Source organism: Xanthocytophaga agilis (genome assembly GCF_030068605.1).
GTDB classification, from domain to species: domain Bacteria; phylum Bacteroidota; class Bacteroidia; order Cytophagales; family 172606-1; genus Xanthocytophaga; species Xanthocytophaga agilis.
Map to the genome: position 1 here is coordinate 789,418 of NZ_JASJOU010000002.1, position 13,541 is coordinate 802,958.

At 41.1% G+C, this 13,541-nt stretch carries 9 protein-coding genes; 5 read left to right on the top strand and 4 right to left on the bottom strand.

Annotated features, from left to right (window positions below; all coding sequences use genetic code 11):
- The first annotated feature begins 46 nt into the window (after positions 1–46).
- Positions 47–1,369 carry an alkaline phosphatase D family protein gene (locus tag QNI22_RS10180; protein ID WP_314510521.1) on the top strand — a complete coding sequence of 441 codons (1,323 nt, stop codon included), beginning with the start codon at positions 47–49 and terminating at the stop codon, positions 1,367–1,369.
- Positions 1,370–1,454: 85 nt separating this feature from the next.
- On the opposite strand, the gene QNI22_RS10185 is transcribed toward QNI22_RS10180, so the two are convergent.
- Genes QNI22_RS10185 through QNI22_RS10200 form a run of 4 tightly spaced genes read right to left on the bottom strand, consistent with a single transcriptional unit; the run spans position 1,455 to position 6,771 of the window.
- Entirely contained in the window at positions 1,455–3,620 is a 2,166-nt protein-coding gene (locus QNI22_RS10185) for an alpha-glucuronidase family glycosyl hydrolase (protein WP_314510522.1), read from the bottom strand.
- A 50-nt stretch (positions 3,621–3,670) separates the two neighbouring features.
- Entirely contained in the window at positions 3,671–4,831 is a 1,161-nt protein-coding gene (gene uxuA / locus QNI22_RS10190) for a mannonate dehydratase (RefSeq protein ID WP_314510523.1), read from the bottom strand.
- A gap of 57 nt (positions 4,832–4,888) precedes the next feature.
- Positions 4,889–5,698, bottom strand: a complete 810-nt coding sequence (locus QNI22_RS10195; RefSeq protein WP_314510524.1) for an SDR family oxidoreductase — start codon at positions 5,696–5,698, stop codon at positions 4,889–4,891.
- 44 nt (positions 5,699–5,742) lie between these two features.
- Complete coding sequence (locus QNI22_RS10200; protein WP_314510526.1) at positions 5,743–6,771, bottom strand: LacI family DNA-binding transcriptional regulator; 1,029 nt, start codon at positions 6,769–6,771, stop codon at positions 5,743–5,745.
- A 336-nt stretch (positions 6,772–7,107) separates the two neighbouring features.
- Here QNI22_RS10200 and QNI22_RS10205 point away from each other — a divergent pair, with 336 nt between their 5' ends.
- The 4 genes from QNI22_RS10205 to QNI22_RS10220 all read left to right on the top strand — a co-directional run bounded on the left by QNI22_RS10205 (position 7,108) and on the right by QNI22_RS10220 (position 13,541).
- Positions 7,108–10,194: a SusC/RagA family TonB-linked outer membrane protein gene (locus QNI22_RS10205; protein ID WP_314510527.1), complete on the top strand. Its 3,087-nt coding sequence runs from the start codon at positions 7,108–7,110 to the stop codon at positions 10,192–10,194.
- Positions 10,195–10,217: 23 nt separating this feature from the next.
- Positions 10,218–11,924, top strand: coding sequence for a RagB/SusD family nutrient uptake outer membrane protein (locus QNI22_RS10210; protein ID WP_314510528.1), 1,707 nt, complete (start codon positions 10,218–10,220; stop codon positions 11,922–11,924).
- Between the two features lie 78 nt (positions 11,925–12,002).
- Positions 12,003–12,383 (top strand): hypothetical protein, encoded by a 381-nt coding sequence (locus QNI22_RS10215; RefSeq protein ID WP_314510529.1) that lies wholly within the window; start codon positions 12,003–12,005, stop codon positions 12,381–12,383.
- A 57-nt stretch (positions 12,384–12,440) separates the two neighbouring features.
- Positions 12,441–13,541: an endo-1,4-beta-xylanase gene (locus QNI22_RS10220; protein WP_314510530.1), complete on the top strand. Its 1,101-nt coding sequence runs from the start codon at positions 12,441–12,443 to the stop codon at positions 13,539–13,541.

Sequence of the window (13,541 nt, forward strand, 5' to 3'; positions counted from 1 at the left end):
CTTCATGTCTTTTCTGTAATTTGCCCGCCACAAACTACAAGACACCATGAAAAAATACTACATTCTTTCTTTATTTACATTTTTCTGCCTCCAGGCTTTTGCCCAAAGTTCCCTGTTACAGTCAGGCCCTATGGTAGGATATTCAGACTTTCTGGAAGTAGCCTTGTGGGTACAAACTACACAGACGGCAGAAGTCAAAATTGTTTACTTTGAAAAAGGGAAACCCGGTTCCCGGTTTGAGACAGATAAAGTACGCACAACATCTCAAAAAGCCTTTTCTACACATTTAATTGCCAACAAAGTTCAACCAGGCAAACGATATGAATATGAGTTATACATCAATAACAAAAAGGTAGATCGTCCGTATCCGCTAGAGTTTCAATCACAATTTCTCTGGCAATGGCGGACAGATGCACCGGATTTTAAATTCGCAACAGGAAGCTGTGTGTATATTAATGAACCGGAAGTAGATCGTCCGGGAAAACCCTATGGTGGCGAATATGAAATCTTTACATCCATAGCCAAACAAAAGCCAGATTTCATGTTATGGCTGGGTGATAATGTGTATCTGCGGGAAGTAGACTGGAACTCTCGTACAGGTGTTTATCATCGCTATACACATACACGTAGTACACCCGAGATTCAGTCTCTGCTGGGATCAACTCATAACTATGCGATCTGGGATGATCATGATTTTGGACCTGATAACTCAGACCGTGGCTTTGCCAATAAAGAAATCACACTGGAGGCGTTTAAGGACTTCTGGGCTAATCCCAATTATGTACTGGGAAACAAAGGTGGTATCACAGGGACATTTCAGTGGAATGATGTGCAGTTTTTTCTGCTTGACAACCGATATTTCCGTACTCCAGACCGCAATCGACTAGGAGACAGAACCATGTTAGGTCAGGAGCAATTTCAATGGTTGATAGATGCCTTAATTTATAGTAAAGCTGCTTTTAAAGTTATTGTAATAGGTGGACAAGTATTAAATACAGCAGAACTGGAAGAAAACTATACAGATTACGGATCGGAAAGAGAGAAACTACTGAATGCGATCAGTGAAGCAAAAATTCCGGGAGTGGTATTTCTGGATGGAGACCGCCATCATACGGTATTGTCTAAACTGGATAGGCCAGGTCGTTATCCATTGTATGATATTACAGTATCACCTCTTACTTCCAGTAGTCACGAGCCAAAAAATGAACCCAATACAGTAGCTGTTCCTAATACGTTAGTAGCAGAACGTAACTTTGCTATCATTGAGTTTAAAGGCCCCAAAACTGATCGTAAAATGATTATCCATATTCATGATGTAAAAGGGAATGAGAAATGGAAACAGGAGATCAATGCCAATGATCTCAAATAAATAAGTAGTTACTGATACATATAAACATTTCAAAACAAAAGCGGTATCCAAGATAAATGGATACCGCTTTTGTTTTGAGTTCAGATTAGATTCCAGGAACAAATAGGTGTTTGATCTTTACATAATGTTCAAGTGGATAAGGAGGTTTCTCCAGATCTGAGGGAATAGGTCGTTTCGAAAAGCTTTGAAAATACAACACACAGGCATCTCTCCACCAACGGGCTTCTTTCTCCTGTACCTTAAGCAAGTCTTTTACATGTACAAAGCGTTCGGCATCAATCATCGGTTGTATGGTATTCCAGGTTTGCTGCATTTGCTGTACCGATTTAGCGCCACCGTAATACCGATAACAGAGTTCATCCCAAAGTATTCGTCCGGATTGTGTTTTGTAATCCCAAGGCACGTGATGGAACCAGAGCAGAAACTTTTCCGGACAGGTTTGAGTGGAGTTAAACATATCCCGAACCGGAGGAAAATACTGACTTACAGCATCACTTCCTTTTGTAGTACGATCAAAACCTACTCCAATAGAATCAGCTTTATGATAATATACAGAGTTCCAGTCAGGACGGCTAGCCTGATTTACCCAGGGACCAGGACCATAATGATGATTGTACCCCATAATATGATGCAAACCGAGAGGAGTCATATAATTCACCAACGTTTCCCGAGAGGCAAGCATCATTTCCTTTACAGGTTTGAGAAAGCGGTTATCATTGCTAAATGTCATTCGTAACCATTCGTCTGCAATCTGGTCTTCACTCAATGTATGGTCCCAGGCTAACCGTCCAAAGGCATACCAGTTGGCTTGTCCGAAGGGATGTCCACACCAGTTGCGTTCATCACCTATATTGGCCACTCCGGCAATACCTGTTAACTCATGCTTATCCAATGATCGATCAATCACCTTTGCCACTTCAGACCCTTTGCCCTTTGCATAGGTATCTGCATACAAAGTCTCTTTAAATAACGAGGCCAGAAACACCATATGCGTAGCAAACCCCAAGTATTCCTGAGTGATCTGAAACTCCATCATCATAGGAGTTTTGGGCATGGCCCCAAACAATGGATGAAAAGGTTCACGGGGTTGAAAGTCAACCGCACCATTTTTTACCTGTACCAATACATTTTTCCGGAAAGTGCCATCCAATGGTTTAAATTCTGTATAAGCCTGCTTGGCTCTGTCATCAGGAATTTTGTTATCATATACAAAAGCTCTCCACATCACAATTCCGCCTTTTGGACCAACAGCATCAGCCAGCATATTGGCACCATCCGCATGTGTACGTCCATAATTCTGTGGTCCGGGCTGGCCTTCTGAATTCGCTTTTACCAGAAAACCTCCAAAGTCAGGAACATAAGTATAGATTTCTTCTGTCTTCTGTTTCCACCATGCAATTACCTGTGGATCTAATGGATCAGCTGTTTTCAAACCACCCATTTCAACCGGTGCACTGAAACGGGCTGTCAGATAAACCCGAATGCCATATGGCCGAAAGATGTTCGCTAAAGCAGCTACTTTTTCCAGGTATTGGGGTGTCAGAATTAAAGCATTGGCGTTTACATTCGTCAATACAGTTCCATTGATTCCAACAGATGCATTGGCTCTGGCATAATCCTTATAGCGCGGAGATGTATAATCAGGCAGTTTATGCCAGTCCCATAAAGAAGCTCCTGCATAGCCTCTCTCAACTGTCCGGTTCAGATTATCCCAGTGATTCAGAATCCGGTGATTGATTTTTGGAGTATTGACACTATTCACTGCACTTATGTCTTGATGGGTTTGTATCAGTCGCAGAAAATGAAAAACACCATACAAGACTCCGACATCTGTGTTGGCAGCAATGACTATATTCTGTGTTGTGCCTACCTTTGTACGTTGGATGATAAATCCTTCATTACCTATTGTTGCCAACTGATTTTTCAGGTTTAGAGAAGCAATCAGTTTTGAAGTAGAGGGAGTACCAACAATTAATGTTCCCTCCTTTGTTGCCTGATTCACAAATGAAACATCTGTTCCCAGTAATCCTTTTAATCCAAGGGTCAGTTCTTCTCTGGCAACCTGTATGGTTTCAGACTGCCCATCCAGTACAATCTGACTTACAGCATTTCGATAAGCAGCTACTTTTGCAGGATCAGCCAGCTTGTCATATCGTAGCCATAATCGATAACCATCTTCTGCATACCCCGAAGAAGAAAAGGATATAAGAACAAACAGTAGTAATAGTGTATTTATAGAGAATAATTTCATATCTGGCAATGTTGAAAAAGCAGTTTCAGAAATAATAAAACGACGCAGGCTTACCAACCTTCAGCACGACAAATGCCTAGTTCCAAACCACGTAATTCGGCTAGTCCACGCATACGGCCAATACAGGAATATCCCGGATTGGTTACTTTGGCCATATCATCCATCATCTGGTGACCATGATCCGGACGGAAAGGAATAGGTTCAGCCACTTGTTGTTGAATAGTCAAGATCTCTTTCATTACAGCATACATATCTACATCTCCACCTAAATGATCATCTTCATAAAAATTCCCATATTCATCTTTGGTTACATTGCGTAAATGAACAAAGTGAATTCTCGTCCCAACTTTTTTGGCCATTTCTGGCAGGTTATTCTCAGGATTCGCGCCCAGTGATCCTGTACAGAAACAGATTCCATTGCTTTTATCAGGAACAGCAGACAGAATGTATTCCAGATCATCGGCTCTACTTACAATACGAGGTAATCCCAGAATATCAAAAGGAGGATCGTCAGGGTGAATGGCCAGCTTAATACCTACCTCTTCAGCCACAGGAGCTACTTCCTGTAAAAAGTACTTCAGATTTTCCCGCAACGCTGCATGATCTATATCCTTATACCAATCCAGCTTAGCCCGCATCTGATCCAGGGTTTGTTTCTTTTCACCCGGAATTCCAAACATCACAATACCAGCCAGTTGCTCAAGCTGCATAGAAGTATATTGTTTAAAACGTTTTTCAGCCTCCTGTACAACAGCTTCAGGATATGAATCAGAAGCATTTTTACGCTTTAATAAATGAATATCAAAGACAGCCAAGTCAAACCAGTTGAAATACAATGCCTTTGATTTGTCAGGCATTGTGTAGTCCAGATCTGTACGGGTCCAGTCATTGACAGGCATAAAATTGTAGGTCACAATTTTTAACCCACATTCACCCAGATTCCGCAGACTCTGTTTATAAAGATCAATGTATTGCTGATAATTACCTGTCCGGGTTTTAATGGATTCGTGTATAGTTACACTTTCTACCACATCCCAGCTCAATCCCCCTGCCTGTATTTCTTCCTGACGTTTTTTGATTTCATCCACTGTCCACACTTCTCCATGCGGAATATGGTGCAATGCAGTTACGATTCCCTGTGCTCCGGTCTGGCATACATCCTGTAAACTCACAGGATCATTTGGCCCAAACCAGCGCCATGTTTGTCTCATTCGCATATTTTAACAGTTATATACTAGTGTGAATAGATTGGAAAAGATAGTGAGGTATTACACCCCTGAGAATACATGGAAGCCACCATCCACACAAATAACCTCACCCGTTACAAATCCGGTTCCGTCTCCAAGCAACCATAATAATGTTCCGACTAACTCGTCTGGCTCTCCAAATCGTTTATAAGGCGTGCTCCGAATTACTGCTTCTCCCCGACTAGTATACGAACCATCTTCGTTAGTCAGTAACCGACGATTCTGGTGTGTAATAAAGAAACCTGGTGCAATTGCATTCATACGAATCTTGTCACCGTACCGGTTGGCCAACTCAACAGCCATCCAGCGGGTAAAATTGTCGATAGCCGCTTTAGCCATAGAATAACCCAATACACGGGTAATAGCTGTTTGTGCAGCCATTGAGGAGATATTTACAATGCTGCCTTTTTCATTTCCGGCAGCAATGGCTTTTCCAAAAATGGTAGTAGGTAAGATGGTACCGAACAGGTTCAGATCAAATGCCTTTCGTAGGGCGGGTATATCTATTGTAAAAATATCCGCATCTGGTCCAATGACGGCTTCGGGAATATTACCGCCAGCGGCATTCACCAACCCATTGACCTTACCATAGGTATTTAAAACCTGATCACAGGCTTTCTGCAGATCGCTCTCATTAAGCACGTCTGCCTGAATAAATAAGGCTTCACCTCCTGCTTCCTTTACCTGACGTACTCGTTCATCCCCCTCAGCCTGATTTCGGCCTAGTATAACTGCTGTTCCACCTGCTTCACAGACTCCCTTTACAAAGGAACCTCCCAAAATCCCTGTTCCTCCTGTAATAACAATCACTTTTTGATTCATCGAAAACATACAATCTGATATTTTATAGTATATGAATGAGATAGAAGCATTACTTACTTTGATGAAAGCCGTAGAGAAGATTCCCGAACAATAAGTTCGGATCGTAAAATGATAGTATTGGTAGCATGACTGGCAGAGACACCATTCAAATGACTAATCAGGCTTTTGACAGCTATTTCTCCCATTTCGTATCCCGGATAGTGTATAGTAGTCAGGTTAGGCTCTACAACCTGTGACAATGGATCATTATTGAATCCTGCTACAGCTACATCTTGAGGAACAGAATAACCTGCCCGCTTTAAAGCACTCATGCAACTGACTGCACAAAAATCATTGGCAACAAAAAGTCCATCAGGTGGCAGAAGCATCTCCTGAATTTGTTGCACAACCCATTGACCAGTATCCATACCTAAGTCAGTCACTTTTACTAAAGAATCATCATAGGCTATTCCAGCCTCCGTCAATGCCAACTGATAACCTTTGAGGCGGTCGGCGTATACATTTCGTTTCAGACTTCCTGTAACATGCATAATCCGCTGACTACCTTGACTAATCAGATGATTGGTTACCTCATAACCTGCCCTTACATTGTCTATAATGATACTGGTAGACTGATTATGTGACATAACCCTATCAAAAAACAACAAGGGTATATTTCGCTTTAGAAAGGGTTCAAAATGTTCCAGATCTTCGGTATCAAATGCCAGAGATACCAGTAAACCATCAACTCTACTGTCAAACATGGTTCTGGCATTGGTAATCTCTTTTTTAAAGGATTCCATTGACTGGCTAATAATCAGATTGTAGGATGCTTCATTGGCTTCTTTTTCCATTCCTGCCAATACGGTTGACATAAAATAGCTGTTTAACCGGGGCACAATCACACCCAATGTATTTGTACGCTTTTTTCGAAGAGAACTCGCAAATGGGTTAATGCGGTATCCCATTTCTCTGGCGGTACTTGCTATAAGGCTTTTAGTAGCATTGTTAATAGCCGGATGGTCATTCAAGGCTCTACTCACTGTGGCGGGTGAGATATTTAACTGTTTGGCAATATCATATATTGTTATTTCTTTTTCCATAAGTCACTCATCTTGATTGCATTAGGAAGCTAATATACTATTGCTATAGCAAAAATAGTGTGAGCGAAGATAGAGAATGGGTTATTTAAATGCAACCGATTGCAAAACAACAATAAAAATCAATTATTATACGTCTTTATGACAATTTATTTTTTCCATAAAAAATACTATTACAAATAAATTTTCTATAATAAATAGAAATATACCACTATAAAATATACAATTAAGTAATATTTAAGTGAAAAAAGATTTTATGCAATCGATTGCAGTTATCGAAATTATTGAGAAATTTAAATTCGATTTTATGTAGTGACACCCATCTATCCTCATTTATTTATGAAACAATCAATTTTACCCGAAATCCGTATCTTACCTATAGGCTTCGGATGGAAGTATGTACTCATTGCAGCCTGTACGCTTCTTATTAGTATAACACAGGCTAATGCACAAGCAAAATCCATAACTGGAAAAGTCACTGATGACAAAGGTGGCGAACTACCAGGGGTTAGTGTGCTCATCAAGGGTACAAACAATGGTACTGTTACCAATTCAGAAGGCCGTTACACACTTTCAGTATCAAATCCCGATGCAGTACTAGTCTTTAGCTTTATCGGATATATTTCCGAAGAAACCTCATTAAATGGGAGATCAACTATTGATGTTCAGTTGCTACCAGATATTACTTCTCTTACAGAGGTAGTTGTAGTAGGGTATGGTACCCAGAAAAAATCAGATGTAACAGGTGCCATTGTCTCGGTAAACGAGAAAACATTACGTGAAGTACCTGCAGCTAACCTGAGCCAGGCATTGCAGGGAAGAGCTGCTGGTTTGCAAATCCAGCCAACCGGAACGCGACCAGGCAGCGTTGGACAAATCCGTGTACGTGGAGAACGCTCTCTAGGTGGCTCAAATGATCCTCTGCTGGTAGTAGATGGTATCCCGTATGACGGTAGCATTAATGACCTGAACCCATCAGATATTAAATCGCTGGAAATCCTGAAGGATGCTTCAGCAACTGCCATTTACGGTTCTCGGGGCGCTAATGGGGTCATTATCATTACCACTCAACGTGGACAAGCCGGGAAACCTGTAGTATCCTATAATGGATATCAGGGTGTAACCACTGTCGCCCGTAAATACCATCTATTCAATGCAGAAGAATTTCAGAAAATGCGGGATGTATCTGGGTATGGTGTAGCAGCAGGAGCTCCGTACTTGCCTGTTGAGTTAGAATCCATCAGTATGGGTCGCTCTACTGACTGGCAGGATTTATTGTACAAGAACGGCAAGGTCATGAACCATGAACTATCCGTAGGTGGTGGTACTGAAAATACTCAATATTCTTTTGGAGGAGGTTATTACAAAGAAACAGCTGTCTTACCAGGCCAGTCTTTTCAGCGTTATTCTCTTCGGATGACGATTGATCAAAAGATAGGAAAACGAGTAAAAATTGGATTTAATACCATGAACACTTTTGGTATTACAGACGGTGAAAGTGTGGGTGCCATGTATTCTATCCTTTCTACCAGTCCATTGGTTCCTGCATATGATGCAAATGGAGCAATTATCAATCAGCCATCATATCCAAGAGAAGATCAGTATAGCCCACTCTTGCTTAACAACAAAGATAGTTGGGCAGAGAGACGCAAAAGAATCCGTACGTTTAACAGCTTATATGGAGAAGTAGAGATCCTGGAAGGCTTGAAATACCGTCTCAATATAGGTTTGGATTACAGACAGGATCAGTATGGTTCTTATGCTGGCAAATTTACTCCAATGAATAATGGAACCACCTCGACAGCAACAGTAGATAATGGATCAGCCTATAACTATACGATAGAAAACCTGTTAACGTATGATAAAACCATTGCAGAAAAACACCGCTTTGGAGTAACCGGACTCTATAGTATCCAGCAATCAGAATCAAACAATACACGTATCAGTGCTACGGATCTTGTTGCTGACTACATTCAGTACTATAATCTGGGGTTGTCTAATTCAACAGCTATTGTTTCTTCAGACAACCAGGGATATTCCAAAAGGGTAATTTTATCCTACATGGGTCGTATCAATTACAGTTATGATGATCGCTACTTACTAACAGTTACCGGACGTCTGGATGGCTCCTCTGTGTTGGCAGCAGGTAACAAATGGCATGCCTATCCGGCAGTGAGTGCAGGGTGGAATATCACTAACGAGTCTTTCATGAAAGATATTCGTTTTCTCTCTACGTTAAAACTGAGAGCAGGTTTGGGACAAACATCCAATCAGGCAATTAATCCATTCCAAACGTTGGGAAGTTTGTCTCAGAATAAATACAATTTTGGTAGTACAAATGCTTACGGATATTATACGTCTACATTACCTAACCCTGACTTAGGCTGGGAATATACCAAAACTGTTAATATTGGCTTGGATTATGGTTTCCTGAATGGCCGTATCACGGGATCATTTGAAGTATACCGCCAAAGAACGGAAGACATTCTGTTGAATACCAGCTTGCCTCCTACCAGTGGCGTACCAGGGGCTTATCTGAAAAACGTAGGTAAGACAGAAAATAAAGGGATAGAGTTCAGTGTATCCACTCAAAATATAATCAAAGAAAACGGCTTTAACTGGTCTACCGATCTGAATATATTCTTTAATAGAAACAAAATCCTGGCATTAAACTCTGGCGTAACCAAAGACTTGGGTAACCTGTGGTTTGTAGGTCAGCCTATCAATGTGATCTTTGATTATGAGAAAATAGGAATCTGGCAAACCAATGAAGCAGATGCAGCAACGAAGTTCAGTCAAAAACCAGGTCAGATCAAAGTAAAGGATCAGAACAATGATGGCAAGATCACACCGGAAGATGACAAAGTTATCCTAGGCAACTTCCAGCCTAAGTTTCAGGGTGGCTTTACTAACCGTTTCAGTTACAAAGGATTTGATCTTTCCGTAGTTACGTTTGCCAGCATTGGAGGTAAATTAATCAGTGCTATCCATCAGCCTCAGAGTTATCTGAACATGCTTCAGGGACGTCGCAATGGTATTAAGGTAGATTACTGGACAGAGCAAAACCCTACCAATGCCTATCCAAAACCAGATGCTGCGATTGGAGATAACCCATTGTATGGTTCTACACTTGGTTATTTTGATGCAACTTTTGTAAAAATCCGCAGCATAAATTTAGGATACAACCTGCCACAAAACTGGCTAAAGAAAATATCAGCCAGCTCTATACGCATTTATGCGACTGTTAATAACGTAGCTACTTTATTCTCTCCTTATATCAAGGCAGGTGGTGTTGATCCGGAAGCAACGGGAACAGGAGCTCAAGGAGTTGTAGCCAATTCCAATATTCCAAGCCGTCAGTTGACTGTAGGAGCGAATACGCCTCCGTCCCGTTGGTTTATGATTGGCTTAAATATCAAATACTAAAAAAGATAAGATTTATATATTCTATGAAATCATTTCTAACATTATCGGCATTCTATGTTGCAACAGTCCTGATTCTTTCTGGATGCAATGGAAAACTTGACGAAGAACCTAAATCTATTCTGGTGCCCTCCTATTTCAAGACAGCCCAAGGGATAGATGCAGGAGTAACCGCAGCGTATTCAGGTCTCCGGTATCAATATGGTCCGGAAGGTTCTATGATCATTACGGTATCCGGTACAGATGAGTTTTCAGTGGGTGATGGAGCCAATACAGATGGGGTAAGTATCAACGCATATAATGCGGGTTTAAGTGCAGACAATGGTCAGTTTCTGACTCCCTGGAACAATAACTTTACCTATATCAATACCTGTAATGGTGTGATTGACTTCGGTCCGGAAGCGAATCTGGATGCAGCCACCAGAACCAGACTGATTGCAGAAGCTCAATATCTGCGTGCACACTACTATTTTCTGCTGGTACAAACGTATGGTGCGGTTCCATTAGATCTGGGCTCCGGAGTACTGAAGTTCAATACCAATCCAATCAGTCAGTCTGAACGGAGTCCTGTTGGTGATGTATATGCAGCTATTATCACTGATCTGACGGCTGCGGCTACAAATTTGCCGGATAAACCCTTTCAAACGGGTAGAGCATCCAAAGCTGCAGCCAAACATCTGTTGGCAAAAGTATACCTGACAAGAGCAGGATCTGTAGCCAAACAATCTGATGATTATCAGAGAGCATTTGAAACAGCTAAAGAACTTATAGACAACAAATCTGTATATGGTCTTAATCTGCTGCAGGATTTTGGAGATGTAAACAAACAAGGTCAGGAACACAGTTCTGAATCAATCTTTACAGTAGAACACACCAGTGACCTGGTTTTCAATGAGAGTGATGTCAATGCTCCTGCCAGTGGTCTGAAAGAAAATCGCAGTTTGTATCTTTTCACACCATACTACGAAATACAAACTGTTGGTGGTAAATCGCCTGTAATCAGAGACATGAATTACCAACGTCCCTGGAGACGATTTGCCCCTACCAGTTGGTTGCTAAATACTGCCTTTGCAGATAAAACCAATGATTCCCGTTATGATAACACGTTCCGTACTGTATGGTTTGCCAATACCTCTGATGCATCCAGATTACCAGCAGGCATGAGTATGGGAGATACAGCATTTTACATGCCAGGCCGGGCGGTAACAGATGCAGAACGTGCAGCAAAAAAATACCGTATCTATGCGCCTAGCGACTATACAAAGGGAATGTATCCTCACATGAAAAAATTTGACGATACCAAACGTGCAGCAGTTAACTACTCTTCCACACGTGCATTTATGGTTCATAAATTTTCTGAAACATACCTGATCGCAGCTGAAGCCGCACTTATGATGGGAAATAAAGAGGATGCGGTTACATACCTTAACGTGTTGAGACAACGTGCAGCGTACAGACCTGGTAAAGATAACAGTGCAGCCATCACAGCTATGACCATCACAGATCCAAACGTAGTCACACTAGACTTTATCCTGGATGAAAGAAGCCGTGAACTGTGTGGTGAACAGCACAGATGGTTTGATCTGGTCAGAACTGGTAAACTGATTGAAAGGGTAAAACTTTACAATCCGGAAGGTGCTGCCAATATTCAGGAACGTCATACATTACGACCTATTCCTCAAAGTCAGATTAACCTGACTGTAAATGAGTTCCCTCAAAATCCCGGATACTAGCCATAATAACAAAAACTGAGGTCCACAAAACCTCAGTTTTTGTATATTAACAGATTATCAATCTATTATCTGCATTTTATGCGTTGTATCTATACCAATCTCCTATTTTTTTCTATCTTCCTGTATGCTATTGGGCAGAAAAAGTCCCTTCAGGAAATTCCGCACTTACAACAACAGGGAAACACCACCCAACTGATCGTATCTGGCAAATCCTACCTGATACTTGGCGGAAAATCAGGCAACTCCAGTGCTTCAAACCTTGACTATATGCAGCCAATATGGCCTAACCTAACAGCCATGCATGTCAATACAATAGTAATCCCAATCTATTGGGAGCTGCTGAAACCACAAGAAGGCAAATTTGACTTTACTCTGGTATTTTCTTCTTTTTCCATAGAATCCACAGATACTCCTAATGGAGCCAAGGCCATCAGGGCCGGCATCTTCGTTTTCAGTTAGTGCATATGGTAGAAAACACTTGAAATTATATTGTTATCAATAAAACCCCCAACCTATATGTATCTCTACAAAACCTATAATATCCTGATAATCTCTGCATTATTAGCATGTTCTTTACAGAACCTTTACTCTCAGTCCAGTACTCCAAAAACCTCATCCAAAGGTTTAAAGGATTATTATAAGAATTATTTTCCAATAGGGGTTGCCGTATCTCCACGTGCTCTGCAAGGTCCGGAATCCGGATTAATTCTTCAGCAATTCAATAGTATTACTCCCGAAAATGCCATGAAGATGGGTCCCATTCATCCGGAAGAAAACCGTTATTTCTGGGATGATGCAGATGCTATCGTCAACTTTGCCCAGACCAATAAGCTACGCATACGTGGTCATAATTTATGCTGGCATGAACAAACACCCAAATGGATTTTTACAGATGCTCAGGGAAAAAATGTAACCAAAGAAGTTCTGCTCAAACGGCTCAAGGACCATATTAATGCTGTAGTTTCCCGCTACAAAGGAAAAATTTATGCATGGGATGTGGTAAACGAGGCCATTGATGATGACAGTACAAAGTTTTTACGCAACAGCCTATGGTACCAGATATGTGGTGAAGATTTCATTGTAAAAGCATTTGAATACGCCCATCAGGCTGATCCAAATGCTTTGCTATTCTACAATGACTATAATACCGAAAGACCAGAAAAAACCGAACGGGTATATCAGTTACTAAAAAAGCTGAAAGAAGCCAAGGTACCTGTTCATGGGGTTGGTCTGCAGGCACACTGGTCCATCTACGAACCTTCAGAGAAAGAACTTCGCAATGCAATTGAAAAATTTTCTTCACTGGGATTACAGATCCATTTTACAGAGGTAGATATGTCTGTCTATCGCTGGGAAAAAAATCGTCGCGAACGAAAAGAAGGAGAATCAGATGCATTCACGCCTGAATTAGAGCAGAAGCAACTAGAACAATACAAGAAGGTATTTTCCATCTTCCGAGAATATAAAAAAGCCATTACAAGTGTCACATTCTGGAATATTTCAGACAAGAGTACCTGGCTGGACAATTATCCAGTCAGAGGTCGCAAAAATTATCCATTACTCTTTGATCAGAATCTGCAACCCAAGAAAGTGTATTGGGAAGTAATCAAATTCTGA

Excerpts from the sequence above, each read along its gene's own strand:
- QNI22_RS10180 (WP_314510521.1), top strand. The coding sequence starts at position 47 with ATGAAAAAATACTACATTCTTTCTTTATTTACATTTTTCTGCCTCCAG.
- QNI22_RS10185 (WP_314510522.1), bottom strand. The coding sequence starts at position 3,620 with ATGAAATTATTCTCTATAAATACACTATTACTACTGTTTGTTCTTATA.
- uxuA (WP_314510523.1), bottom strand. The coding sequence starts at position 4,831 with ATGAGACAAACATGGCGCTGGTTTGGGCCAAATGATCCTGTGAGTTTA.
- QNI22_RS10195 (WP_314510524.1), bottom strand. The coding sequence starts at position 5,698 with ATGTTTTCGATGAATCAAAAAGTGATTGTTATTACAGGAGGAACAGGG.
- QNI22_RS10200 (WP_314510526.1), bottom strand. The coding sequence starts at position 6,771 with ATGGAAAAAGAAATAACAATATATGATATTGCCAAACAGTTAAATATC.
- QNI22_RS10205 (WP_314510527.1), top strand. The coding sequence starts at position 7,108 with ATGAAACAATCAATTTTACCCGAAATCCGTATCTTACCTATAGGCTTC.
- QNI22_RS10210 (WP_314510528.1), top strand. The coding sequence starts at position 10,218 with ATGAAATCATTTCTAACATTATCGGCATTCTATGTTGCAACAGTCCTG.
- QNI22_RS10215 (WP_314510529.1), top strand. The coding sequence starts at position 12,003 with ATGCGTTGTATCTATACCAATCTCCTATTTTTTTCTATCTTCCTGTAT.
- QNI22_RS10220 (WP_314510530.1), top strand. The coding sequence starts at position 12,441 with ATGTATCTCTACAAAACCTATAATATCCTGATAATCTCTGCATTATTA.